Source organism: Streptococcus pluranimalium (genome assembly GCF_047785705.1).
Lineage (GTDB): Bacteria > Bacillota > Bacilli > Lactobacillales > Streptococcaceae > Streptococcus > Streptococcus pluranimalium_A.
Genome location: NZ_JBLOJV010000004.1, coordinates 35,796 through 60,907, shown reverse-complemented (window position 1 = coordinate 60,907; position 25,112 = coordinate 35,796). Strand labels below are relative to the sequence as shown.

Sequence of the window (25,112 nt, the reverse complement as noted above, 5' to 3'; positions counted from 1 at the left end):
CAATTTTAATAACTAACAGTTCTAACATTGTTGATAACAAACATAAGGAAGGTTTTTATGACCATAGGCATTGATAAGATTGGTTTTGCCACCAGTCAATACGTCCTTAAACTAGAAGCATTAGCCCATGCTCGTGGGCAAACTCCCGAAAAATACACCAGCGGTCTCATGCTTGATGAGCTAAGCATCAGCCCTATCACCGAAGATATCGTAACCTTAGCAGCTTCTGCTGCCGATGATATCCTAACTGATGAGGATAGAGCAAGCATTGACATGGTTATCATGGCCACAGAGTCTGGTATTGATCAATCCAAGGCTGCTAGCGTCTGCGTCCATCACCTGCTAGGCATTCAACCCTTTGCACGCGCTATTGAGATGAAAGAAGCCTGCTACGCAGGTACTGCTGCACTGAACTACGCCAAACTACATGTTCAGCAATATCCCGATAGGAAAGTCCTTGTGATTACCAGTGACATCGCCAAGTATGGCATCGGATCTGCTGGTGAACCGACCCAAGGGGCAGGAGCACTGGCTATGTTGGTCACTAAAAAACCACGTATCCTAGCTTTTTTAGATGATAATCTTGCTCAAACGCGTGATATTTATGATTTTTGGCGTCCAAACTATAGTACAACTCCATTTGTAGATGGGATTTACTCCACCAAGCAATATTTGGATAGTTTATTGACAACCTGGGAAGAGTATCAAAAACGTCAGCAAAAGGATTTAAGCCAATTTGCAGCCTTTTGCCTCCATCTCCCCTACCCTAAACTAGCTTTAAAAGGCCTCAACAAACTCATTCCTAAAGAAATGACGGAAGAGGCTAGTCAGCGCCTAAGAGACAATTTTGACGCATCTATCACTTACAGTCGCAAGGTCGGCAATATCTACACAGGCTCACTGTATCTCGGACTTCTCTCCCTTTTAGAAAATAGCCAAAACCTCAAGGCAGGCGATAAAATCGGTCTATTTTCCTACGGTTCAGGAGCCGTTGCTGAGATTTTTTCACTGCAATTACAAGAAGACTATGGCAAAATGCTCCGCAAGGATCGAATGGCTGACTTGGCGAAACGAAGCGCTCTTAGTGTCGCCGAGTATGAAAAACTTTTCTTTGAAGAAGCTAACGTGACAGATGACGGAAATGCCACCTTTGCCACTTATGATACAGGAAATTTCGCCCTAAAAAGTATCCAACAGCATCAGCGCATCTATGTGAGAAAATAATATGACCAAGCTCAAATGGACTGGCTTTGCCAAAAAGTCCCCTCAAGAACGTATCAATCTCCTCAAAAACGCCAGCTTACTCCAGACAAACAATCAAGAAAATCTTGATAAACAAGTCGAACTGCCTCTTGACATTGCCAATCAAATGGTTGAAAATGTCATCACTAAACTAGCCCTACCCCTTGCCATAGCGCCAGATTTCTTGGTTGATGGTAAGACCTATCATCTCCCGATGGTGACGGAGGAACCTTCTGTTGTTGCTGCGGCTAGCTTTGCTGCCAAGCTCATCAAGCGTTCAGGTGGCTTTACAACCACCATTCACAATCGTCAAATGATTGGGCAGGTAGCGCTGTTTGACCTGCATGACTTTGAAGAGGCTACTACCGCCATTCTCCATCAAAAACAGCTTTTGATCAGTTTAGCCAACCAAGCACATCCGTCCATCGTAAAGCGTGGCGGAGGGGCTAGAGACCTTTGGTTAGAGCAAAAAGAAGACTTTCTCATCGTCTATATCAGTATCAATACCAAGGAAGCCATGGGTGCCAATATAGTTAACACCATGATGGAAGCCCTTGTCCCACCTTTGGAAAAACTCTCCAAAGGCCAAGCTCTGATGGCTATCTTGTCCAACTATGCCACTGAAAGCCTCGTGACAGCCAAATGTCACCTCAAGCTCTCTAGTCTAAGCCGTAATCACGACGAGGCCCATCTATTGGCTCAAAAATTAGTCAAAGCCAGCCAACTGGCACAGCTTGATCCTTATCGCGCCAGCACACATAATAAAGGTATCTTTAATGGGATTGACGCTCTAGTCTTAGCCACAGGCAATGACTGGAGAGCGATTGAAGCTGGTGGTCATGCTTATGCCGCACGTGATGGGCAATACCGTGGTCTCAGTCAATGGACTTATGACCAAAAGACCGCCACCATTCATGGACAGCTAACACTCCCCATGCCAATCGCTACTCGTGGAGGCTCTATCGGTCTCAATCCTACTGTCACCCTTGCCCATGATCTTTTGGGCAATCCTAATGCCAAAGAACTAGCTGGTTTGATGACTTGCCTTGGTTTAGCTCAAAATTTTGCAGCCCTAAAAGCTCTGACATCAACTGGTATCCAGGCAGGGCATATGAAATTACAGGCTAAATCTCTAGCACTCCTTGCTGGAGCAAAGGAAGCTGAAGTTGGCCCACTGGTTCAGAAACTCTTGAACGAAAAACACATGAATTTAGCAACGGCTGAAAGCTTGCTAAACAGCTTAAGAAATGCAAAAAGAAGTTAGGCTTACCTGCCTAACTTCTTTTTTGAACGTCTTCTTTTGTGAGGTGATTTAATTTACCAGAAAGCATGTAATCAACTTTAGTCAAATCAGATATTTTTTGGCAATTAAGGGCACACATCATCAGTCGCAAGTCCTCTTTCCAGCCATTGACGATGGCGATCACTTCTGCCATGGGTTTGGTTTGAACCAGTTCAAGGATGGTTTTCGACACTCCTACTGCCTTAGCACCTAAGACGAAACATTTGATCATATCCAGTGGGTGACGAACACCTCCTGAAGCTAAGACATCTGCTTTAGTCATCATTGGTTGAGCATTTAAAAGCGCCTGTACTGTCGTTTGACCCCAGTCATTCAAGTAAGAACGATTTCCGCCACGTTCATTCTCAATATAGGCAAAGCTGGTTCCTCCACGACCCGAAAGGTCAAAGGCTCTAATGCCCATATCATAAGCTGCTTCCATGCTTTTTAAGTCCAAACCAAATCCCACTTCCTTGAGCATGACTGGCACAGGCATGTGTTTGGCGTAGTTGGCTAAATTTTCCTTCCACGAGCGGAACTCTCTTTCCCCTTCTGGCATAAGGAGTTCTTGCATGAAATTGACATGAACCTGAAGAAAAGCAGGGGTCATCTCCTCAACAGCTCTCAAACCAAGTTTATAGTCTTTATCAATGCCAATATTAGTCGCTAAGATAAGATTTGGATGATTTTTTTTAACCTGAAAACTTTGATCATTTGGATCTTTTAATGCAGCGGCATAAGAGCCTGTCACCATAAGAATGCCTGTAGCCTCAGCCAGCTGGGCTAGTTTTTGATTGATCTCACCGCCTTTTGCGCTACCTCCTGTCATGGCATTGATGTAAAAAGGAAAATCAAAGGTCATCCCTAAAAACTGCGTCGACAAATCAATATCAGCCAAATCATAATCGGGCAGGGAGCGATGGACCAACTCCATATCATCAAAACTATTGTAGGGAGATTGATACTTTAGGGCGTAATGGATATGTTCATCTTTACGATTTGTCATGTTTGATCACCTCTATCCAGAATCGTTTGGTTTGGGAGTGGTCTTTTGGGTCTACATAAGTATTATCATAAATCCCACCATTGGCTAAGATGGTTTTTTCTGAAGCGATATTGTGACTATCACAGGTCACCAAAGCTTTAGTGATTCCTAGTTTCTCGGCTTCTATCAAAGCAAGTTTAAGTTGCTCCTTAGCATAACCTTGTCGCCTCTCGCTCGGACAAATGGAATAACCAATATGACCTGCTCGCTTAATCAAAAAGTCCTGATTTAAATGATGTCGAATATTGCAAATACCAACCATTTTCTGGTCTGATTGACGCATGCAGAGAAAGGTTGATGAGGGAGCACGGCCTTCTATCACACCTGCCTCAGTCTCAATAGCTTGTGTGTGGTCAATCCAAGCTCCTAAATCATCATAATCTTGCAAATGAGCACCACCGTAAAGGTGTTCTTTTGCTTGCTCAAATGCCTGCTGATAAGCTGCAATCGTCTCTAGAAAGTCTAAACTTGGTTTTACCAATAATAAATCTGGCATCACTCCCACCTTTCTTGATACAGGATTGTAATCCCCGCTTCTTGCCAACGTTTTTTTAAGATCCTGGTGGCATTAGGATGAAAAGAAAGGGCAATGCCACAATCCCCACCGCCTGCACCTGAAGACTTAGCAACGGCATCTAGTCCTTGACTGGCTTTTTTAAGGAGCAATAACTTGTCCGTATAGATCGCTGGACTTAAAGAAGCTAACAAGTCACTGATTATTTCTAATGAGTACTTAACCATTTGCTGGTCACCTGCTTTCAGAGCAGTTTGTAAGGATAAAACCTGCTGCTGGGTTTGATCTAGAAAGTTAACTGAGATAGCACTTTTGACATCTCTAATCATTTGGCTAGAAAGAACTGGCTGTGCTGTCCAGCCCACTAAGAAATCCGCTTTTAAGTTGGTCTTTAAGGTAACAATCTCATAACCCCAATCCATGGCCATCAGTTCTTTGAAGGATTTTTCCAAAAGCATGCTAGATAAGGCAAGTCTATCAAAGGAGGTGTAGGCGATCAACTCCTCATAAACGATGCAGGCAAGGTCACCCATCGAGCCCTTGTCGCCTAATTTGAGTAAGGTATAAGAAGATAACTTAAAGAGTTGATCCTTGCTGATGGAAAGGTTGTAAAAGGCAGCTAGAGCCTTGATGGTCAAGACGGTCACACTGCCGCTTGAGCCGATGCCAAATTTGTTGCCATCTTTTTCTAGCTTGCCTGAAATTGACAGCTGAAAAGGGGGCAAATCTGCTACTGGCTGCTCTAAGAGTTCTGCCACTGTTGCCACACTTTCTTGAATCAAAGCGTAGCCTTGATCTGGTGTCATGTCCACAGCATAATCAAACATATCCGACTGAAGTTGCAGACGGCTTGAGGGACTGACTTGGGCGGTCATCTTAATGGGGATAGGCTGGATAATAGCCGTTTGACCAGGGGTCAGTACGGCATACTCGCCTGCAAGATACAGTTTGCCACCCGTTTGTACACGAATCCTTGACATCTTAAAGGTCCTTGGTCAGTGAGGTGATCACTTGATAATGTTGCTTAAACACCTTGGCCAATCGTTTCATATCTTTTGCTAGGCAAAGCACCTTAACGTTTGGACCAGCATCCATGGTAAAATAGCATTTCTCACCAGAATCACGCAATTTATTAACGAAAGCCATAGCTTCTCTAGTTTGATCCGTTAAGTAGGAAAAAGCTGGCTGTGCTTGGTGGTTGGTCTCGTGCATTCGTAGGGCATTGGCTTGGGTTAGTTGCCCAACCTTGTCAAAATCATTGGCTTTGAGATAGGTCAGCATGTCCTTGTAATCCTGCTTGGATTGTTCCACCCATTTCGAAAAATAAGGAGAGGTCTCGGCTGCTCGTTTCATACCTTCGCGACTGGAAATGGCCTTTTTTTGATCATTGATCACTAGCATAATCATTCCCAACTGAAGGTCTGTTTCTACCTGATAGATTTGACCAGTGTCTTTGTCCCAGGCAGATAGAGGACCAAAGAAAGAGCGCGCCGAAGAACCAGAGGCAAACTTAGCCAGTTGCGCTAGTTCACTTCTGCTTTTCTGAGTGCCAAAATAGTCATTAGCGGCCTTGACAAGCGCTGACAGACCCGAGGAACTTGATGACAAACCCGCCGCTGTCGGCATGTTATTCCAGGTTTCTATCTTGACATATTCTTTGGGATTTTGGCGAAAGAGGTCCAGGACCTTACTCATTTTGTGGCATTCATCCGCAGTTTGCAAAACGCCCCCAATATAGAACTGGTCTGATGTCGCATCATGTAAAGGCGTCAACTGCGTTTCAGTAAACATGTTCTCCAAGGTTAACGAAATGCTACTGGTTGAGGGAATCATTTGGGCTGCGTCTGCTTTTCCCCAATATTTGATAATGGCAATATTAGCGTATGATGTGACCTTTACAGGGTTTCGATCCATGTGTTCAGGGCTCCTTTTTTCTCTAATCGTCTAGTCAGTTGAATAGCTTTTTCAGCTGTATCCGTTAATGCAATCACACAACCTCCTAAGCCACCACCTGACATCTTGGCTCCTAAAGCTCCCGCATCGATGGCAACTCTCACCAAATGGTTAGCCTCAATACTTGAGACACCCAAGTCATCTAAGATGGCATGGGCCTTTGTCATGGCAGATCCCATAGTCACCAAATCATTGTGCCTAAGGGCTACTGTGAAAGTATCTGCTAACTGACCAAGTTCACCTAAGAGCGGCAAGGCTTGATCTCCTTGTCTTCGAACTTTGTCAACAGCCACACTCGTCTGTCCATGAATGCCAGTATCTGCAATCACCAAGTAAGCCTTTAAAGCCAACTCCAAGCGGGTAAAACCAGTATTACGACTAAATGCCAGGGCTGTATCACTAAGGCACGCTTTTGCATCTAAACCACTAGGATTGATGTGGGCAATTTTTTCAGATTGATTGACCAGCATTTCCAAAGTAGGATCATCCAGGGGCTGCTCATAATAATCAAAGACCGAGCGAATCGCTGCAATCGCTACGGCTGCTGACGATCCCATTCCACGTCTTTGAGGGACAGATGAGCTAATCTGATAGCTGATTTTTGATGCTGTAATAGCTAGGTGAGCCAGCGCTGCAAAAATAGCTGTGATCAAAGGATCAGTCGTGTTTTCTTGCAGTGGCTCTTTAGCTGGTCTGATCTCACAAACCACTTCAATCGTTTTTAACGGTAGAGCCACCGCGGAGAAACCATAAACGACAGCATGTTCTCCCATCAATATGATCTTACTGTGTGCTCTTCCTATTCCTATAGATTTCATAAGATTATCTTTTCTTTATAAGCTTTTGTAACAGTCCTATTCTACCCTAATTTGGGAAAAATTGCGACTAAGACCAAACAAAACCCATTCCTGTTTGATTAGGAATGGGTCTTATTCTCAATATGGAAAGCTAGAGTTTAGCTGACATCTTTGAATCATTTGAGTGTTGATCTAAGGATAACTAAAGTAGCTAACTTAATGAGGGGTTAGGCTTCGTCGTCCCGACGTTTTTTACGAGCTACTAGTCCAAGACCAGCTATCAATCCAAGTGCGCCATAAGCTGCAAGTAGGCTGCTATTGGTTTCACCAGTTGATGGTAGCGTCGCCTCTTTGGCCTTATGCTTGATACTTAGCGTGTCTACTGGCGCATAGTTAACCACTGGTTGGTATGACGTTGGCGTCACCGGAGTTGTCTCTCCTGTTGACAATGCCACACCTCCAGTCGTTGGTTTTGACTGGTCCACAGGACCTGTGTAAACAGGTTTGTCTTCTGTCGTGAGGGACTCTCCTTTTTGAGTCTTGCTCAAAATGATGAGTCGAACCTTGTTACTGCTTTCATATGCCAGGTCAAACGGATGATTATCAGTGACATTGGCTTCAATGATAGCGCCAAGAATTTCCAAGAACTGCTCATGGGTGATGTCTTCGTAAGTGGCGGTTTGCTCTGTACCATCCACCGAAACGATGATCACATAATCCTCACGCAAGGCATCCGCCATCTTAGGATTCTTATCCTGAGCATCTGGGATACCATCGTTGTCATCATCATTGTCAACTTTATCAGGGATGCCATCTTTATCCGTATCACGCTCAATCGTTACTGGAACTTTAATCACTTGAGTTTCATGACCGACTGTCACGCTAACTGGGATATTGACAACACGTTCTTCTTCACCTGGTGTCCAGTCCGTAATCACTGGTGTACCCGTTAAGTTACCAGTGCCATCTACGGTTACACCATTGGTTTGGGTACCAGTGATGACTGCATTTGGTTTATTGACCACTACCGCTGGACGTGGAGTGATTAACTGGCCTTCAACGACTGGTGTCTTGCTTTCTGGACTTGGTGTTGCCGTCATAGCTATCACAATCTGACGAACCGTTTCCTTACCTGGAATAGTGTTGGATGAACCATCTGGATAAGTAATAGTCACACTGCCATCTTTGCCAACAGTGATGGTCGTATTGGCTGGTAGGCCTGGGTTAGATGCGGTGACTGCGGCCTTAACCTTGTCCTTCTCGTCTTGAGTCAGATCTGCTGGATTAGCAACCGCAACCTTGTCTACTGGTGCAACTGGCGTGTGGGTTTCAGAAGTCAAGATCTGACGAACCGTTTCCTTACCTGGGATAGTGTTGGATGAACCATCTAGGTAAGTAATAGTCACACTGCCATCTTTGCCAACAGTGATGATCGTATTGGCTGGTAGGCCTGGGTTAGATGCGGTGACTGCGGCCTTAACCTTGTTCTTCTCGTCTTGAGTCAGATCTGCTGGATTAGCAACCGCAACCTTGTCTGCTGGTGCAACTGGCGTGTGGGTTTCAGAAGTCAAGGTTTGACGAACCGTATCCTTGCCTGGGATAGTGTTGGATGAACCATCTGGGTAAGTAATAGTCACACTGCCATCTTTGCCAACAGTGATGGTCGTATTGGCTGGTAGGCCTGGGTTAGATGCGGTGACTGCGGCCTTAACCTTGTCCTTCTCGTCTTGAGTCAGATCTGCTGGATTAGCAACCGCAACCTTGTCTGCTGGTGCAACTGGCGTGTGGGTTTCAGAAGTCAAGATCTGACGAACCGTATCTTTACCTGGAATAGTGTTGGATGAACCATCTGGGTAAGTAATAGTCACACTGCCATCTTTGCCAACAGTGATGGTCGTATTGGCTGGTAGGCCTGGGTTAGAAGCGGTGACTGCGACCTTAACCTTGTCCTTCTCGTCTTGAGTCAGATCTGCTGGATTAGCAACCGCAACCTTGTCTGCTGGTGCAACTGGCGTGTGGGTTTCAGAAGTCAAGGTTTGACGAACCGTGTCCTTGCCTGGAATGACGATTGGCGCACTGCCGTCTACGAAGGTAATGCGAGCACTTCCATCTTGGTTAACGTCAATCGTTTCTGTGCCTGGAAGGTTTGGATAGGCGACCTTGATGGCTTCCTTGATCTTGGCTTTCTCGTCCTCAGAGACGTTTGTCGCGTCTTTGACTGGGACCTTGACAGGGTCTTGTTTGCCGTCTTGAGCTTTTTCAGAATCGAGCTTTTGACGGACGGTTTTGGCTTGGGGGTAGGTTTTGACGTTTATAGAGTCATCTCTATAGGTCAGGGTGACGTCTCCGTTGGTTGCGACTTGAATGCCATCTTGACCGTTTTTGAGGAGGGCGATGAGATTGGGGTTTTTAAGCACAACCTCTGCCTTGACTGCCGCCTGCTCGTCTGGGTTTAGCTGATTAATATCACTGACTGGTGTTGGTGCTATCTCTTGGAGCTGACCTTGAGAGTTGACTGCCAGTGAGTTAGCTCTTAGAGTGAGCGTTCTATCACGTTGATTATAGCTAACGCTGTAGCCCTTTGGTGGTTCCTCTAGGCTTACTGAGAAGTTACGGATGCTATTTTCAATACCATAATGGTACTCTTTACCTCCTTCTGGCAGATCTTTAATTCTATGTTTTGAGAGAGGCCAACTAACAGTGGTTTCTCCACCAACTACAGATTTGGTCTCCAAAGCTCTATTTTCAACTTCCGATCTACGAGTGACAAGATCCTCAGTTTCAAAAACCACGTTAGCCTTAACTTTGATATCAGGAAGAGGGCCAGTATGGTTACCTTCCCAGTTAATCTTAACGGTATATGGATAAGTTATAACTTCTAAAAATTGGGTATCAAAAAATATTTCATATCTGTTTACTTCTTGCGTCGGTATAGCATTACCTGTGTTTTCGAAAGTAACCTGACTATCCTTTTTCAATACAAATAAAATTGAATCACTAGAATTATTTTTGTAATTTGGAACCGAGAAGCTTACTTTGTCACCTAGATCGACCATCTCAACAGTATTTTTATCATTAACCAGGATAGCTTTGATGTCACTTTTATTGAGTGTTAGCTTAACATAATGATGTCCCTCAAATTCAGTAGCTGATCGGTGTCTTAAATCACCTGACCAAGTTTTAACACTTGTATATGTTTCAGCTGTTAGCAGGGCAGGAGTAAAGAAGAAGGTTTCCTCATTGGCCGGGCTCATCCGATAGGTCGCCTTAGAATTCATCAAATAAAATTTTCTTCGAGTATACACTGCAGAATAGCGTTTTGATATATCTTTAGGCTCTAGTGCTGTGAGCTCCATAGTCATTGGACTGCTAGTAGTTCCCTCGTCGCCTTGTTTTTCACCATCACGGCTTAAAACGTGAGTCGTACCTAATGGTGTTGCTTTTAAATCAGTAGCTCGTATGCCTGGTTCCCACTCAAGATCATAATAAGGCCTTGCTGGGTCTTGGTCTAAATTCTTGAAAGGAGGCAACTCCTTGCCATCAACATAGGTTACATATTGGGGTTTACCGTTGTAAAGTTCGCCAACTGATTCAGTCGCGCCGGCAATGGCGTCACGGCTTTGAATGAACATATGATTAGCATCTTTGTATTTGGCATAAAATTCAGGAGTAACCGATATTACACTTTTATTTTGACCTTTTTCATAAACATAAGCATAATCACCTGCATATGTAAGAAAACTCGCAATCCCTGTGTCATTGTAGTCAATCCCCATGGCTTCTATGGTTTCTCTAGAGACGGGAATCGGTGCAGGGTCTGCCTCTCGACGCACTCTTTTGCGATCTGGCTCGGTCTTAACTTCTGAGTCCAGTGCTTCTGCGGCTGGGCTTTCAGGGGCTGAAGCTGATTGGGGTTGGGCCGGGGTTGAGACGGTCTCAGCTGGCTTTGTCAGCTGAGTGATAGGCACTTCAACCGATTTCTGCGTCCCATCTGAATAGGTGACTGTGAGGCTGACACTGGTGGCATCAGGGCTCGGTGTGCCAGTCGCAAAGCTGATGCTGGCTCCTTGGGCTTTGAGGTCAGCACTGTTGGCTAGAAAATCCTCTGGGGTGAGGGAGCCGCTCCAGACCAGGCCTGTCTTGGCGATAGGGTCTAGGTGGGGGGCTTTGGCCTCCACTGCCGCTGGCTGCGGGGCTGGGACTGGCTGGCTAGGTGCTTGGGTTGCTGTCGGCTCAGAGGGCTGGGTAGCTAGGGGGTCCTGGTCAGGCTGGGCTGTGGCCCCTTGGTCTGCCGCCTGGAGACTCTCAGCTCAAACGCTAAGACTGGGTGCCGATAGGGCGATCCCCGTCGCTAGGACCAGGGAGCAGCCGTATAAAAAGGTCTTGCCCTTTTTGTACATGCGCCAGTTTTTGGGCTGGGCATTGTGACGGTTAAAATACATATCATTCTCCTTTTGTAAGCTAGGCTATTGGCTTCAATAGCTGATAAGATTATCAGTCCCTATTTTACCCCCCCCCATTTTGTCAAGTATTATGCTTGATTTGACGGGGTTTTAGAGGTTTTTACTGACTATATCTGACCTTTTGGTGGAGGGAGAGAAGGCTAGCAAAAAATCGCCAGCGGGGCTGGCGATGGAGAGGGATTTAGTTGTCTTTTTTTGGTGTAAGATTCAGCCTTTTTTATCAGTTTGTTACTTCAACCATTGATTGACTTTGTCTTGATTGGCATCTAGCCACTGACGAGCTGCTGCTTCTGGTGTCATGCCATCATTCATGTCAAGCATGACTTTTTCCATATCTTTTGTGGTCCAGTGGAACTGGTCAATGATTTTATAAAGTTTTGGATTTTCTTTTTTCAAGCCCTTACGAGCAATGGTATTAATATTTTCCTCTACTCCAAATGATCCTTTAGGATCTTCAAGGTATTTCAAATCGTATTTTGAGAACATCCAGTGAGGAGACCATCCTGTAATGATGATGTCTTCTTTTTTAGTAATGACTTGCTCCAGAGCTGTTGTCATAGCCCCTGTTGAGGCAGATGTTAACTCCCATGAGCTAAGGTTAGAGTAGTCAGATAGCGCACTCTCGGCAGCTGTCATGATCCCTGCTCCAGGCTCAATACCTGTCAGTTTCTTACCGGCTTGCTCAGACAAGTCTGCAATACTGTTAACGCTCATATAAGATGGCACAACCAAACCAAGTTTGGTTCCTTCTAGGTTGGGACCTAGGTCGTCAAGCTGGTCTTTGTACTTATCATAGTGCTCACCGTGGGTCACAGGCAACCAAGCACTGGTTGACACGTCTGCGTTGCCATTGGCTATGGTTTTCCAGTTGACTGCGTTATCAAGTGGTATCATCTCCACCTTGTAACCTTGGTCTTTAAGCGCTAGTGCAAGCACATTGGTTGAGGCAATCTCCGAATCCCACTGAACATAGGAAATGCGTACGGTTTTTCCTTGACCTGATTGATCGGCCGAAGTCATCATGACACGACCCAAGGCTGCTCCAAGAAAGACAAGCAAAGCAGCGATACCAATCCACTTGTTCAGAGATGATGATTTCCCACCTTCTGACTTGGCATTGAAGGCTTGCGTCACACGGTCAAGTATGATGGCCAGGATAACCAAGGAAATCCCTGAGACAAAACCATTACCAATATCCGCTTTTTGAAGGGCTGAGAGCACTTCACGGCCAAGACCAGGAGCACCGATCATAGAACCTGTTACCACCATTGACAGGGCCAGCATCATGGTCTGGTTAACACCTGCCATGATGGTATTTTTAGCTAAGGGTAATTCAACTTTAAAGAGTTTTTGCGACGGAGTTGATCCAAAAGAGTCGGAAGCCTCAATCAGCTCGGTCGAAATCTCACGAATCGCTAAGTTGGTGAAACGAACGGTCGGTGGTAGGGCAAATATGACCGATGCAAAGACACCTGGCACCATACCAATACCAAAGAAGGCAACCGCTGGAATCAAGTAAACAAAGGCTGGCATGGTCTGCATAAAGTCAAGGATGGGATTGACGATGCTTTTGACTGTGTTGTTTTTAGCCATCCAGATCCCTAGTGGCACACCCACAACAACCGAAATCATACTGGCTACGATCACCAAGGTGAGGGTGTTCATCAACTCCTCCCACAGTCCTTGATTGTAAACAAAGAGCAGGCCTAAGAGGGTTAAAAGGGGGAGTGACCATTTTTTCTTAGCTAGGAAAAAAACAGCCAGTGTTGCTAAAGCGATAAATAGCAGTGGATTGATAAAGACCAAGGTATTGGTGACAAAATCCATAAGGCTACTACCAATCATTTGAAGGAAATCAAAGAGTCCTGTAAAGGTCTTTGTGATCCAATTTGTAAATGCTTCTACCAGTTGAGCTACTGGTAATTTGGTTTGTAAACTATCCAAAATAAACTACCTCTTTCTAATTCTCAACCATTTCGTCAACGTCATCTTGCACATTGGCTAGAGCCTCTATCACACGACCACGAATGACCACACCAAGGAGCTTGTTGTGCTCATCTGTTACGGCAATTGGAGCCGATGAGTCATAAATCAGAGGCATGATGTCTGTGATAACCGTATCTTTTGAGACTGTTACAACATCACGATCAATCACTTCTGACAGTGGCAGTCCTTTTTTACGGGCTTCAATCGCAGCATCTGCAGACAAGGCACCGATCAACTCACGACGACGGTTGGTTGCCATCAGCATAGAAACTTCTTCTGTGTGCATACGCATCAGGGCTACTTGAGGCCCATCCAACTCAAGAGTTGTTGTGATTGGTTTGATCATGATATTTTGAGCCGTTAGGACCTTTGAGCGATCCACATCCTCAACAAAGTCACGAACAAAATCATTGGCTGGGTTGGTCAAGATTTCCTCACCAGTCCCAATCTGCATGATTTGACCATCTTTCATAAGAGCGATACGATCTCCGATACGAAGCGCTTCGTTGAGGTCATGGCTGATGAAAATAATGGTTTGTTTATTGGCATCTTGTAAATCCAGTAACTCATCCTGCATTTCACGACGAATCAGGGGATCAAGGGCTGAAAAGGCCTCATCCATCAAGAGAATTTTAGGCTTATTAGCAAGGGCACGCGCTAGACCTACACGCTGTTGCATACCTCCAGACAGCTGATTAGGGTACTGGTCCTTGAAGGCCAGTAAACCTGCATTATCTAGTGCCTTCTCTGCTGCTGCTTGTCTCTCAGCCTTTGCCACACCACGCAGTTCTAGTCCAAACTCTGTGTTTTCCAAAATGGTCTTGTGTGGAAATAGGGCAAAGCTTTGAAAAACCATGTTGATGTCATGTCGGCGAACATGACGCAGTTCCTCAGCATTCATGGCTGAAATATCCTTACCATCTAGCATGATACTTCCTGAAGAAGGTTCGATCAGACGGTTAAGCATCCGAACCAAGGTTGATTTTCCTGATCCAGAAAGACCCATGATGACAAAAATTTCACCTTCTTTAATATCAAAACTAACATCATAGACACCTACTGTTGCGCCTGTTTTTTCTAAAATAGCTGTCTTTGACTGGCCTTCTTTGACCATGTCAAGTGCAGCTTTTTGTTTTTTACCAAATATTTTGGTTAATTGTTTGACTTCAAGTAATGTCACTTTATTCTCCTTCCTTTAGTGACCACACATGAAAAAAATAGAGTAGTCACTAAGTTACCATTCTATCATATATCAATATGGTCTCATAGTCAAGGCAAAGGTTTTTCTTTTTTGATCGTCAAATATCATCAAAAAAAGTCCCAACTCTTATCCCACAAAGAATAAGGCTAGGACCTTTTGTGATCCCAGCCTTCTTGGTTTATCTGATGTGATAGCGTTTAGTCAAGCAAACTCTTACTGTTTTATCTCACCAAGCGGGTTGCAAAACGGATAAAATCTGTCACCACCATTTTCAAAAAGAGTTCCGTATCGGCTTTTAGGATGGTGCCATCCTTATCAATCAAACGATGGATCTCTGGCAAGTAAACTTCTGGTTGAGCCATGGCGATTGCATTTAGAAAGACGAGGGTTTGACGCAAGTGATGATTGGCTCCAAAGCCACCCATCCCCCCCGCAGACTGGGTCACAATGAGGACTGGCTTGCCATTAAAAGCGATATCATCCATGGGGCGTGAGCCTACTTCGATCGCATTTTTTAAGGCTGCAGGGATGGTGCGATTATACTCAGGGCTAATGATTATAAGAGCGTCTTGAGACTTAACTTCTTTTCTAAAGCGATCATAACTATCAGGACGTGAAGTCCTTTCCTTATCAAGATCAGGATTAAAGAGGGGGAGATCATCAATAGCAATCATGGTTAACTGAATGGTTTCTGGAAAAAAACCAGCCAAAGCCTTAGCCAAGGCTTTAGAGTAGGATTGCTCCCGAATACTCCCAACGATCATACCAATACGCTTCATAGCAAGCACAGCCTCCTTATGTCAAATGATGCCCTTTCACCATCCAAACGAAACTGCCTTGGCTTGGTTGCTTCGTTTAGAGTGATGGTTTTTGGCTATTACTAGATAATAGTAGTTCTTTTCTCCAAATACTTCAACGGATTTGTTTGGTAACTCTCAGTCGCTCTAAAAATGGTTAATCTCGCTAGCCTAGCATGGTTTATATCTCAAACATGAGAATCTGGATTAAGCTCAAGTAATGACTCATCCAAGTCTATCCAGTAGCGGGTGATGGTTTGTCCGGCCATATGTGGGCTAGGGTAATCATCTGGTAGTTGCAGGCTCTTTTCGAGGCGACCACCGACTTTTTCAATCGTTTTGCGACTGGCTATATTCTGCTTATTTGCCGTCACTAAAATGCTTGTCACGCCACGTTCTCGGTATTTTGACAAAGCAAATGTCACGAAAGCGGTCATAATGCCTTTTTGCCGATACTTAGGCGACGTCACATAACCGATATGTCCCCCAACCGATGCTAAATCTCCCTTGTCAAGTTCCCACCGACAAGAAATTTTCCCTAGAATATCACCCTGATCAAAGGCATAGTAGGTGGTGACAGTTGACCAGTCAGGGTTGCCTGTATGGGTTTCCAAGGCCCTACTCTTTTGGACAAATGCTGAAAAATCGGTCACTTTCTTGGTTTCGATAAAAGCATTTCCTGATGCTTTTTCAGCTAATAACAGGTCTTGAAAGGCTCTAAAAGCCACCTCATCTCTCTCATCAAGGGTGCGTATCTCCATAAGGTCTCACTCCTTTTCTTTCGTTTATAGGTTTAAAGGTACAAGCGTCAATTCTTTGGTTTGTCTGGTATAACTGGATTTCTCTTGAGTATAATAGCAAAAAAGTCAGATTAGTTTTATCTGACTTTGACTGCTTTAGCTGATTCTAGGGTTTACTCAAGGATTCAACTAAGTTTTCTAATTCTTCCAAACGTGATTCAAAGACTTTGAAAGCTCCTTCTAGGTAGTTAGCATGTGTCATATCAACACCTGCTTTAGCAATGACATTGAGAGGGTAGTCAGAGTTTCCTGATTTGAGGTAATTTAGATAATTCTCTTTATCATCAGCTGTGCCATTGACGATACGGTCTGCCAGATAACTTGCTGCTGCAAAGCCTGTTGCGTACTGGTAAACGTAAAAATTGTAGTAAAAATGTGGTATCCGTGCCCACTCAAACTGAATTTCAGGGTTTTCCTGAGCTGATAAACCGTAATACTTTTCATTAAGCTCAGCATAAGCCTTATTGAGGAAATCACTTGTTAAGACCTGACCGTCTTGATCAGCCTTGTGGATCAGATACTCAAACTCCGCAAACTGGGTTTGGCGGAAAACAGTTCCTCTAAAACCATCTAAATAATGGTTTAAAATCGCAAAACGCTCCTTATCATTGGTAACTTCTGACAAGAGTGTTTCTGTCAAAATATTTTCATTGGTTGTTGAGGCAATTTCGGCTAAGAAAATACTGTAATCCCCATAAACGTAAGGTTGATTCTCACGCGTAAAGGTTGAATGAAGGCTATGACCAGTCTCGTGAATCAAGGTATAAAGGTTGTCCAGCGTGTCTTGCCAATTCAGCAGCATGAAAGCATTGGTATCATAAGATCCACCTGAATAAGCCCCTGAGCGTTTACCCTTACTAACAGGCACATCAATCCAGCGCTCTGAAAAGGCACGATTAACACGGTCTGAATACTCTTTGCCAAAAACGGTTAAGACTTGACGTGATTTTTCAAGTGCTTCTGGATACGTAATGGCCATGTCATGCTCTGATAAGGGCGCATAAACATCATACATCTTGAGGTCATCAAGGCCTAGTAACTGCTGACGCAGTTTCATATAGCGATGCAAGAGCGGAAGGTGTTGATTCACAACCTCTAACAAGGTGTCATAGACCTCTTCTGGAATAAAATTGGCTGACAGGGCTGCCTGACGCGCAGAGGCGTAGCCGCGCACCTTAGCCTTGTAATTATCAACCTTGACATTGGTTTGAAGTGTTTTGGCATAGGTATGCTGGAATTGCTCATAAACACCGTAATAGGCCTCGTAAGCACCTTTACGAACCTCTCTATTTTTTGACTCCATCAAACTGATAAAGTTCCCATGGGTCAACTCTACCAATTCACCAGCATCGTTTGTCACCCAAGGGTAGGTCATATCAGCATTATCAAGGATTGAGAAGGTTTCAGATGCCGACCCAAATATCTCAGAAGCACCAGCTAGTAACTCTTCTGACTCTTGCGAGAGGATGTGGTCTTTGGCTGCCAATAATTTTTCAAAATAATGATGATAAAGCGCTAACTGAGGCTCTTCTTGCTCAAATCTTGCCAGTTGCTCCTTAGAGATGGTCAGAAATTCTGGCTCATAAAAAGCAAAGGTCTGGCTATACAGCGACGATAGGGCCACAGCCTTAGCTTCCATCTCTTGGTAAAGGGCTAGGGTCGTGTCCTCGTCATTTTTCATGGAGGCATAAACGTAAAGTTTCTCCAAACGACGCAGCAACTCTAGTGATGTCTCAGTAACCATCAATAAGCTGCTAGCGGAGTCCAAGAGATGACCAGCATAATCTTGAGCTGCTTTGATAGCAGCCTCAAGACTACTACGTTCTGTCTCCCAATCCTGATCTGTTGCGAAAACAGTGGTCAAGTCCCAGGTTTCTTCTAGTTTTAAGTGACTGCGATTAGTTGTCATAGGCGACTCCTTTTTTGTTTTTCTTTTATTTTATCATAAAAAAAGGGGGAGTACAGGATTTGAAAGGACTTATTGGTCTGCTTGCGATAATAAGCTGTAAATTCTTGATAATAGTGTTCCATTTCTGGCTGATTAAGCTTGGTTTGATAGGGAACCTGAGCTGGCTTGATTTGGGGGAAGAAAAACTCTGTCGGCTGTAGCAACAGGTTTTGGTGTTGCTGATAAGCCAAGGCTTGCTGCCTCATCCATTTGGGATTTTTATAGAGGAGCTGTTTGCGAATATAGGCTTGTGGCTGCCTTAAGCAGGAGACTCTCAAGCTAGACAATCTTTTTGCTTGAAAGGGAAAACGCAAAAGCCCCATGACATCTTCGGACAAAAAGCAGCTTTTGGTGAGATAGACCAGCTCACCTGACAGTTTCTCATGAATCAAATACCGTAGGCGCAACTGTTCTTTATCACAATCTAACTCCCACAAATAAAAGCCAATACGAGGAGAAAACTGTAGGAAATGCCTTTGAAGGACTGACAAGCGGTCTTTCAACCATAATTTTTTGCCCAAGAGCCATTCCACATGATAGCCTTCTGAGCGGTAGGCTTTAGTCCTATCAAGTAAACGCTTGGTCGATAAAGATGAACATTGTATTTCTAAGACTAATTTATCATTCACAATCAAATCAGCAACCTGACCAATGCTTGGTAGGGGCTTTTCGATTTCAAGGCTTTTTTCTTGTGATAAATGCGCAAACAACAGAGCCTTTAAACCCAGATGCTCAGGAGATTCATTTTGGTAATCCTCATAGCAATCTTTTAAGGTCAAGTGAGCAAAATGCGGTCGCATTTTTTCTCCAGACCTCAAGCATAAAGGACCTTGACAAGTCGGGCAGAAATAAACCCCTTTTGGAACATCATCTTTCAACAAATGATACAATCGCCCACTCTTATCCCTTGCCATAAACATCGTCAAATCCCCCTTTACACCTTACTATTCGTAAAAAGGAAGTCAAAAAACAACTCTTGTTTATAAGGCTGCAAAAAGAGCCTGTAGTTCCTCTTGGCTCAAGGAACGATATTCTCCAGACTTTAAATCGCCTAGCTCAAACTGCCCAAAACGCACTCGCTTAAGAAAGACAACTTTGAGACCATAAGCTAAAAACATTTTTTTAACTTGATGAAATCGCCCTTCTGTAATCGTCAGTTTAGCCCTACTAGACAGCTGAGATGTTTCTATAATATCTAGGAAGGCCGGTTGGCATTGTGTGCCATCCAAGAAGATTACGCCATGCTTAAAAAAAGAGATAGCATCTTGGCCTAAATAACCATTCACCACAACCTCGTAAACTTTTTGGACATGATGCTTGGGATGAAGCAGGCGAAAGCCTAAGGGACCATTATTTGTGATAAGCACTAATCCTTGGGTATCGCGATCCAACCGTCCGACAGGATAGAGACCTTGTCTTTGATCCCTAGGTGCCAGTAAATCAAGCACCGTTTGATGCTGCTGATCACGACATGCTGTGACAACACCTGCGGGTTTATTTAAGAGATAATAGACCAAAGAATCGTCTTTGACCTGCTTTCCAGAAACCCTGATGTCCTGAACATTGGCATCAACCATCTGAGCCTTATTGGTTACAATAGCATCATTGAGACTAACTTGACGACTTTTTAATAATGTTTTAATCTGATTTCTAGAACCAAATCCTTTTTGAGTTAATAAGGTATCCAAACGCATAGAACTAGTTTATCATATCTTAATCAAAATCAAAAAACGAACCCTAGGTAACCTTTTCTAATCTAAGAAATGGTCCAAGGCGGTTCGTTTTAAAATCGTCACTATAGGATTTTTATAGGGTAAAAAACTCTAAGATACGGTCGTGCATGTGATAAAAGTTAAGATAGCTTCACTCAAAGGAAAGCCCTACCTGTAGCAGTTTTCTTTATATTAATTTTGAGTAGTTAAAAGACTAGCTGCCGCTTCATCAACAATGACAACCACATCGTCATGTTTTTGAAGGATACTACCTGGCAAGTCTTCTGTGACTGGTCCTTCAACCATGCTTTTGATAGCTTTGGCTTTTTCCTCTCCAAAGGCAAGTAAGACAATGGTTTTGGCAGTCATAATGGAAGCAATTCCCATAGAGATAGCTTTTTTAGGCACATCCTCAATGCTATCAAAAAAGCGGCTATTGGCTTCAACAGTAGAGGGGGCTAGATCCACAATTTGAGTCGTCGCATCAAAAGAAGTTCCTGGTTCATTGAACCCAATATGCCCATTGCGACCAATGCCTAAGATTTGAAAATCAATAGGATTCTCAGCAATAATACGATCATAATCTCTGGCAGCAACTGCTAAATCATCTGCCTTACCATCTGGAAGGTAGGAGGCTTTGAAGGGCTTTGCATCAAAGAGCTGTTGCTTCATAAAATAAGCGTAAGATTGGTCACTTGAGTCATCTAAGCCGACGTATTCATCCAGATTGATGCTGGTCATGTGGGAAAAATCAAGATCTGACTGGCGAATTTCCTCATAAAAGGTCTCTGGACTCGATCCTGTCGCCAAACCAAGCGTCTCAATCCCTTGAGACATTTTGTCTTTCAAAAGGTCAAAAGCAACCTTTCCTCCCTCTTGAGCATTCTTAACAGTGATTATCTTCATCTCTAGCCCTCCTTAATTGGTCTATATCAATTTGACATCTTTATTATATGGTATATACCAATTGTTGTCAAGTAAATAAAGTCCTGCTACTACTAAACAAATACACCAACTAGTGATACAATAATAGTAGTCGTTGACGTTAGCAAAACCAGCAAAGGAGACCTATGAACACGAACGATTTTGACTTTAATTTGCCCGAAAACCTTATCGCACAAACACCTTTAGAAAAACGTGATAGCTCAAAACTCTTGATTTTAAATCCAGTGACCAAAGAAATGAAGGATACTCATTTTGAGCATATCATTGATGAGCTCAATCCCGGTGATGCCCTTGTCATGAATAATACCCGCGTCCTACCTGCCCGTCTTTATGGTCAAAAAGCAGATACCCACGGTCATGTTGAATTACTGCTCTTAAAAAATACTTCTGGTGATGAGTGGGAGGTCTTAGCCAAGCCTGCTAAACGCCTTAAAGTCGGAGCGACCATTTCATTTGGCGATGGTCGTCTCCTGGCAGAGGTTGTTGAAGTACTGGAGCACGGAGGGCGTATCGTACGCTTTTCCTATGATGGCATTTTTCTAGAAGTATTGGAGAGCCTCGGCGAAATGCCTCTACCACCTTATATCCACGAAACATTAGATGACCGTGAGCGTTATCAGACAGTCTATGCCAAGGAAAATGGCTCTGCAGCTGCACCAACAGCTGGACTACATTTTACCTCTGAACTTTTGGAAAAGATAGCTGCCAAGGGGGTCCATTTGGTTTACTTAACCCTCCATGTCGGACTTGGTACTTTTCGTCCTGTTTCGGTAGATAATATCGCAGAACACGATATGCACTCAGAATTTTACCAACTCAACCAAGAAGCTGCTGATACCCTTAATCATGTCAAGTCAAAAGGAGGACGTATCATTGCTGTCGGTACAACGTCTATCCGAACCCTTGAAACCATTGGCAATAAACATGAGGGCAAGCTGGTCGCTGATTCTGGCTGGACTAATATTTTCATTAAACCTGGTTATCATTTCAAAGTCGTTGATGCTTTCTCAACCAACTTTCACCTTCCTAAATCAACACTGGTCATGCTAGTTGCGGCCTTTGCTGGAAGAGAGTTCATCCTAGACGCTTACCAATACGCTATTGAACAGCATTACCGTTTTTTCAGTTTTGGAGACGCTATGTTTTTAACATCTCCTCAACACAAAACTTCATAAAACACCTTAAAACGAGCCTCAGACCAAGTCTGGACTCGTTTTGTGTTTGGTTAAAAGCCTAAGGGCGGCTCTTCCTTGTCAATCCTTCCTAAACAACGGCTGTTCTTGAAGGACTTATGTTAATGAGCTCTTAAGCCATTTTGATTGACACGATGCCACTGATTGATGATGTAAGTGATTTGGGTTAATTGGTTGTAACCATAAGGGTTGATCTCTTCAGAAGTCTCATCCGACCCTCCCAAATAGCGTGTATAGAGTGCTACTAGATAAGGATTTTCCTCCATCACAATGGCATCAACATTTAAGGCCTCACGGACATACCCTGGCTTTTGATAAACCTCTACATCAGACGGTAGGTAGGTCTTGTAGTATTGGGCTGGGAAGGATTGCCCAATATAGTAAAGCACATCTTTGTATTTCTCCTTGTGATGCCAGAGATAGTCCAAGACCTGAATGTAATAGTCCGTTGTTGTCTTGTTGCCATCACGTTTAATGGTTTTGATGCTTGCTTTTGACTGACCATAGCGATCTAACCTGTCAAACGCTTTGCTCATGCCACCAAGACGTTCTGACAAGGCATAGGCTGGAGTATTTTCTGAGTAAACCAGGGAGTACTTTTGCATTTCAGGGATTGACATGGCACCATTAAAGGCCGCAACGTAGGAATCATGCTCTGGTTGGTATTCATAAGGGGTCTTTGTAATATCAAAACGCTTAGTCATTGACAACTCGCCTTTGGCTACCTTATCAACAACAAGCATGTTTAAGGGGAGTTTATAGGTCGAACCTGCTGTCATGGGCTGGGTATCATTTAGAGCATCAGTCGCTCCAGTTGTTAAATCTTTATAAGAAAATGCAACGTTCTCATGATCAATTCCTTGGCTGTCCATGTAAGCTAGGATCACCTCTTTAAGGGTCATATGAGCATAGTCAAAGCTCAAACCATAAGCTGCCATGGTTTCGGCATCAGCTAACTGAGCAGCATCCTTTTCTTTTTGACTTTTCTTAGGAATAGGTTTTTGATGATTGGGATCCTCTTTTGACTTTGATTGCTTCTTAAAAGGACTTGACTGTGATTTGGCTAGTTCCTGTGCCTGATCCTTTTTCACAGCAAACAAAGGCTTGACATAAGTGTCAAACCCTATCACAATCAACAAGATAAAGCTAACTAAGATAGCACCTAATAATAACTGTTTGATACGTTTAAATGTCACCATAATTCCCCTAACCTCTAACTATTATAAAGGAAAATGAGTATTTTTCAATCATTTTAATGTTACTATTTTCATTTGATACTCAAGAAGCATCAAAAAGTGGCAAAACGATGAAACCTTCCCATGGTTAGAGAGTATTAGCATAGTCATAGCCAGCCTTCCAACATAAAAAAGCCTGAGACAAGGTGTCCTAGGCTCTCAAATCTTAGTGATTAGGCTTTTGCTGCTTGGTAAAGTTCGTCTACCTTGTTCCAATTGATGATGTCAAAGAAAGCTTTGATGTAATTTGGACGTAGGTTACGGTAGTTAAGGTAGTAGGCATGCTCCCAAACGTCAAGTCCTAGAATTGGTGTTTTACCATCCATCAGTGGCGTGTCTTGATTTGGCGTTGATGTCACTTCAAGTTTACCGTCAGCATTAACCACTAACCAAGCCCAACCTGATCCAAAGCGCGTTGTAGCTGCTGCAGTAAAGGCCTCTTTAAAGGCGTCAAATGAGCCAAATGCCTCATCAATAGCTGCCTTGACGTCCTTGGTGATTTCCGTTTTTTCTGGTGACAAAAGCTCCCAGAAAAGCGCGTGATTAAGATGCCCACCGCCATTGTTGATAAGGGCTTGGCGGATATCTTCAGGAATGCTATCAACATCTGATAAAAGAGCCTCAACATCATCTCCAATTTCAGGATGTTTTTCCAAAGCCGCATTGGCATTGGCCACATAGGCTGCATGGTGCTTGTCGTGATGCAGGGTCATGGTCTCTGCATCAATATGTGGTTCAAGTGCGTCGTATGCATAGGGAAGTTCTGGTAAGTTTATTGCCATCTTAGTATCCTCTTTCATTTTAGGTGATAGGTTTATTTTATCGCTTTTTGAGACTGCTTTCAAGCAGTTTGTTTTTCCTTTTTATGACCACTTCCCTTAATAAGATGCCTTGCTGGTATGGGTTTTGATCATTTTTAACAAGGCGATATCAAACAAATAATCCTTGTCGAACAAGCCCTGCTTCATCTGATAATCTGCCTCAATAAGAGTCACCAAAGCATTTTGAAGAAAAGGCAGGCTAAGTGAATGCGAATCTCTCAGTGCATATTTAACTTGATAAGGGTTGATTTGTTTTCCTAAATAATCCGAGAGTTCTTGAACGATCTGTGTTTGATGTTTCCCTTGCTTAGTCAATAGCTGAACCTGTAATAAGAGGCGAAACTGACCTAGTATAATAGCGGTGAGTTTGATGTCGTCTTCGCCTTGGAGGCGTAAATCTCTCACTAAATCACGCACAGCATCAATATCTCTCTTTAAAATGAGCTTGGTTAAATCAAAAATATTATCTTGCAGGGTTTTGGGGATGGCTTCTTGGATATCAGCGATTGAGATTGTTCCACGTTTTTGATAGGTTTCCAAAAAGGCAATGTTTTTCAAACAATCGGAAAAATCAAAGTTTGACTTGATTAAGAGTGTTTCTAAAGCAGATGACTCAAAATGAAGTCCTCTCGCTTTCACATCATTCTGGATATACGCACGTAGCTCCTGTTCTTTTAAAGGATGAGCTTCAAAAAGATGAGCGTCTCTTTTCAAGCGTTTCACCAAGCGACTTCTGCCATCTAGCTTGCCTGGAGCAAATATCACTAAACGCGTTGTCGCAACAGGGTTTGCCACATAAGACTCAAATTGTTTGAGTTCTTTTTCAGATAGATAAGATTTTTTGGTCGTGGTAAGGTCTAGAAAGTGATCCAAAATGACCACTTTGTCATCCGCAAAAAAGGAGAGGCTCTCCAAGTCCAGTGCTGCCTCGCTATAAGGAGTCACACTTAAATCAAAATAAGCCGTGCTCAAATCGGCAGCATCATAGCCAATTTGCCTTAGAAAGGCTTCTTTTAATTGGCTGTAATAGCCTAAATCATCACCTGTTATCAGGCTAATCGAAGGAAGAGCTTCTCGGTTTAAGGCTTCCATGTGTTCCATTGCAATCATAGCCCTATTGTAGCATAAATATGACCCATTGACACCATCTAAGACACCTCAAGGATTACCTAAGATGA

Annotated in this window: 21 protein-coding genes; 3 read left to right on the top strand and 18 right to left on the bottom strand. The window is 43.5% G+C overall.

The genetic code is table 11. The features are described 5' to 3' along the window. Window positions 1-57: 57 nt before the first annotated feature. Both ACMZ6Z_RS01950 and ACMZ6Z_RS01945 read left to right on the top strand, forming a co-directional pair. Entirely contained in the window at window positions 58-1,224 is a 1,167-nt protein-coding gene (locus ACMZ6Z_RS01950) for a hydroxymethylglutaryl-CoA synthase (protein WP_416130979.1), read from the top strand. A gap of 1 nt (window position 1,225) precedes the next feature. Further along, a complete protein-coding gene (locus ACMZ6Z_RS01945) occupies window positions 1,226-2,506 on the top strand; it encodes a hydroxymethylglutaryl-CoA reductase, degradative (protein ID WP_416130978.1) in 1,281 nt (426 codons plus the stop codon). Window positions 2,507-2,516: 10 nt separating this feature from the next. On the opposite strand, the gene fni is transcribed toward ACMZ6Z_RS01945, so the two are convergent. The 15 genes from fni to ACMZ6Z_RS01870 all read right to left on the bottom strand — a co-directional run bounded on the left by fni (window position 2,517) and on the right by ACMZ6Z_RS01870 (window position 20,646). Beyond that, window positions 2,517-3,530, bottom strand: a complete 1,014-nt coding sequence (gene fni / locus ACMZ6Z_RS01940; protein ID WP_416130977.1) for a type 2 isopentenyl-diphosphate Delta-isomerase — start codon at window positions 3,528-3,530, stop codon at window positions 2,517-2,519. After that, window positions 3,517-4,065 carry a GNAT family N-acetyltransferase gene (locus ACMZ6Z_RS01935; protein ID WP_416130976.1) on the bottom strand — a complete coding sequence of 183 codons (549 nt, stop codon included), beginning with the start codon at window positions 4,063-4,065 and terminating at the stop codon, window positions 3,517-3,519. The genes fni and ACMZ6Z_RS01935 overlap by 14 nt, the downstream gene beginning before the upstream one ends. Beyond that, window positions 4,065-5,063, bottom strand: a complete 999-nt coding sequence (locus ACMZ6Z_RS01930; protein WP_416130975.1) for a phosphomevalonate kinase — start codon at window positions 5,061-5,063, stop codon at window positions 4,065-4,067. The genes ACMZ6Z_RS01935 and ACMZ6Z_RS01930 overlap by 1 nt, the downstream gene beginning before the upstream one ends. Window position 5,064: 1 nt before the next feature. After that, window positions 5,065-5,997, bottom strand: a complete 933-nt coding sequence (gene mvaD / locus ACMZ6Z_RS01925; RefSeq protein ID WP_416130974.1) for a diphosphomevalonate decarboxylase — start codon at window positions 5,995-5,997, stop codon at window positions 5,065-5,067. Beyond that, the gene (gene mvk, locus ACMZ6Z_RS01920) at window positions 5,979-6,854 is read right to left on the bottom strand and encodes a mevalonate kinase (RefSeq protein ID WP_416130973.1); all 876 of its coding nucleotides are present in this window, start codon (window positions 6,852-6,854) and stop codon (window positions 5,979-5,981) included. Before mvk ends, mvaD begins: the two co-directional genes overlap by 19 nt. Window positions 6,855-7,060: 206 nt before the next feature. Then, window positions 7,061-11,011 carry a Rib/alpha-like domain-containing protein gene (locus tag ACMZ6Z_RS01915; protein WP_416130972.1) on the bottom strand — a complete coding sequence of 1,317 codons (3,951 nt, stop codon included), beginning with the start codon at window positions 11,009-11,011 and terminating at the stop codon, window positions 7,061-7,063. 132 nt (window positions 11,012-11,143) lie between these two features. Continuing rightward, on the bottom strand, window positions 11,144-11,275 hold the full coding sequence (locus ACMZ6Z_RS01910) for a KxYKxGKxW signal peptide domain-containing protein (protein ID WP_416130971.1): 132 nt from the start codon (window positions 11,273-11,275) through the stop codon (window positions 11,144-11,146). 249 nt (window positions 11,276-11,524) lie between these two features. Beyond that, window positions 11,525-13,243 (bottom strand): ABC transporter permease/substrate binding protein, encoded by a 1,719-nt coding sequence (locus ACMZ6Z_RS01905; protein WP_416131011.1) that lies wholly within the window; start codon window positions 13,241-13,243, stop codon window positions 11,525-11,527. A gap of 13 nt (window positions 13,244-13,256) precedes the next feature. After that, complete coding sequence (locus ACMZ6Z_RS01900; protein ID WP_416130970.1) at window positions 13,257-14,462, bottom strand: quaternary amine ABC transporter ATP-binding protein; 1,206 nt, start codon at window positions 14,460-14,462, stop codon at window positions 13,257-13,259. A 242-nt stretch (window positions 14,463-14,704) separates the two neighbouring features. Beyond that, entirely contained in the window at window positions 14,705-15,262 is a 558-nt protein-coding gene (locus ACMZ6Z_RS01895) for an NADPH-dependent FMN reductase (protein WP_416130969.1), read from the bottom strand. A gap of 206 nt (window positions 15,263-15,468) precedes the next feature. After that, on the bottom strand, window positions 15,469-16,041 hold the full coding sequence (locus ACMZ6Z_RS01890) for a GNAT family N-acetyltransferase (protein WP_416130968.1): 573 nt from the start codon (window positions 16,039-16,041) through the stop codon (window positions 15,469-15,471). Between the two features lie 145 nt (window positions 16,042-16,186). Beyond that, window positions 16,187-17,989 (bottom strand): oligoendopeptidase F, encoded by a 1,803-nt coding sequence (gene pepF / locus ACMZ6Z_RS01885; protein WP_416130967.1) that lies wholly within the window; start codon window positions 17,987-17,989, stop codon window positions 16,187-16,189. Next, window positions 17,986-18,942, bottom strand: coding sequence for a competence protein CoiA (locus ACMZ6Z_RS01880; RefSeq protein WP_416130966.1), 957 nt, complete (start codon window positions 18,940-18,942; stop codon window positions 17,986-17,988). The genes pepF and ACMZ6Z_RS01880 overlap by 4 nt, the downstream gene beginning before the upstream one ends. Before the next feature lie 66 nt (window positions 18,943-19,008). Then, window positions 19,009-19,722 (bottom strand): pseudouridine synthase, encoded by a 714-nt coding sequence (locus ACMZ6Z_RS01875; protein WP_416130965.1) that lies wholly within the window; start codon window positions 19,720-19,722, stop codon window positions 19,009-19,011. Window positions 19,723-19,932: 210 nt separating this feature from the next. Next, complete coding sequence (locus tag ACMZ6Z_RS01870; protein ID WP_416130964.1) at window positions 19,933-20,646, bottom strand: glucosamine-6-phosphate deaminase; 714 nt, start codon at window positions 20,644-20,646, stop codon at window positions 19,933-19,935. A 164-nt stretch (window positions 20,647-20,810) separates the two neighbouring features. Between ACMZ6Z_RS01870 and queA the strand changes: the two genes are divergently transcribed. After that, entirely contained in the window at window positions 20,811-21,860 is a 1,050-nt protein-coding gene (queA, locus tag ACMZ6Z_RS01865) for a tRNA preQ1(34) S-adenosylmethionine ribosyltransferase-isomerase QueA (RefSeq protein ID WP_416130963.1), read from the top strand. A 119-nt stretch (window positions 21,861-21,979) separates the two neighbouring features. Here queA and ACMZ6Z_RS01860 read toward each other — a convergent pair whose 3' ends face one another. The 3 genes from ACMZ6Z_RS01860 to holA all read right to left on the bottom strand — a co-directional run bounded on the left by ACMZ6Z_RS01860 (window position 21,980) and on the right by holA (window position 25,044). Further along, window positions 21,980-23,077: a serine hydrolase gene (locus tag ACMZ6Z_RS01860; protein WP_416130962.1), complete on the bottom strand. Its 1,098-nt coding sequence runs from the start codon at window positions 23,075-23,077 to the stop codon at window positions 21,980-21,982. 209 nt (window positions 23,078-23,286) lie between these two features. Next, window positions 23,287-23,895: a superoxide dismutase SodA gene (gene sodA / locus ACMZ6Z_RS01855; RefSeq protein WP_416130961.1), complete on the bottom strand. Its 609-nt coding sequence runs from the start codon at window positions 23,893-23,895 to the stop codon at window positions 23,287-23,289. Window positions 23,896-23,991: 96 nt separating this feature from the next. Continuing rightward, window positions 23,992-25,044 (bottom strand): DNA polymerase III subunit delta, encoded by a 1,053-nt coding sequence (gene holA / locus ACMZ6Z_RS01850; RefSeq protein ID WP_416130960.1) that lies wholly within the window; start codon window positions 25,042-25,044, stop codon window positions 23,992-23,994. Window positions 25,045-25,112 lie beyond the last annotated feature (68 nt).

Bases quoted from the DNA above. Each gene is read 5' to 3' on its own strand.
- ACMZ6Z_RS01950 (WP_416130979.1), top strand. From the start codon at position 58: ATGACCATAGGCATTGATAAGATTGGTTTTGCCACCAGTCAATACGTC.
- ACMZ6Z_RS01945 (WP_416130978.1), top strand. From the start codon at position 1,226: ATGACCAAGCTCAAATGGACTGGCTTTGCCAAAAAGTCCCCTCAAGAA.
- fni (WP_416130977.1), bottom strand. From the start codon at position 3,530: ATGACAAATCGTAAAGATGAACATATCCATTACGCCCTAAAGTATCAA.
- ACMZ6Z_RS01935 (WP_416130976.1), bottom strand. From the start codon at position 4,065: ATGCCAGATTTATTATTGGTAAAACCAAGTTTAGACTTTCTAGAGACG.
- ACMZ6Z_RS01930 (WP_416130975.1), bottom strand. From the start codon at position 5,063: ATGTCAAGGATTCGTGTACAAACGGGTGGCAAACTGTATCTTGCAGGC.
- mvaD (WP_416130974.1), bottom strand. From the start codon at position 5,997: ATGGATCGAAACCCTGTAAAGGTCACATCATACGCTAATATTGCCATT.
- mvk (WP_416130973.1), bottom strand. From the start codon at position 6,854: ATGAAATCTATAGGAATAGGAAGAGCACACAGTAAGATCATATTGATG.
- ACMZ6Z_RS01910 (WP_416130971.1), bottom strand. From the start codon at position 11,275: ATGTATTTTAACCGTCACAATGCCCAGCCCAAAAACTGGCGCATGTAC.
- ACMZ6Z_RS01895 (WP_416130969.1), bottom strand. From the start codon at position 15,262: ATGAAGCGTATTGGTATGATCGTTGGGAGTATTCGGGAGCAATCCTAC.
- ACMZ6Z_RS01890 (WP_416130968.1), bottom strand. From the start codon at position 16,041: ATGGAGATACGCACCCTTGATGAGAGAGATGAGGTGGCTTTTAGAGCC.
- pepF (WP_416130967.1), bottom strand. From the start codon at position 17,989: ATGACAACTAATCGCAGTCACTTAAAACTAGAAGAAACCTGGGACTTG.
- ACMZ6Z_RS01880 (WP_416130966.1), bottom strand. From the start codon at position 18,942: ATGGCAAGGGATAAGAGTGGGCGATTGTATCATTTGTTGAAAGATGAT.
- ACMZ6Z_RS01875 (WP_416130965.1), bottom strand. From the start codon at position 19,722: ATGCGTTTGGATACCTTATTAACTCAAAAAGGATTTGGTTCTAGAAAT.
- ACMZ6Z_RS01870 (WP_416130964.1), bottom strand. From the start codon at position 20,646: ATGAAGATAATCACTGTTAAGAATGCTCAAGAGGGAGGAAAGGTTGCT.
- queA (WP_416130963.1), top strand. From the start codon at position 20,811: ATGAACACGAACGATTTTGACTTTAATTTGCCCGAAAACCTTATCGCA.
- ACMZ6Z_RS01860 (WP_416130962.1), bottom strand. From the start codon at position 23,077: ATGGTGACATTTAAACGTATCAAACAGTTATTATTAGGTGCTATCTTA.
- sodA (WP_416130961.1), bottom strand. From the start codon at position 23,895: ATGGCAATAAACTTACCAGAACTTCCCTATGCATACGACGCACTTGAA.
- holA (WP_416130960.1), bottom strand. From the start codon at position 25,044: ATGATTGCAATGGAACACATGGAAGCCTTAAACCGAGAAGCTCTTCCT.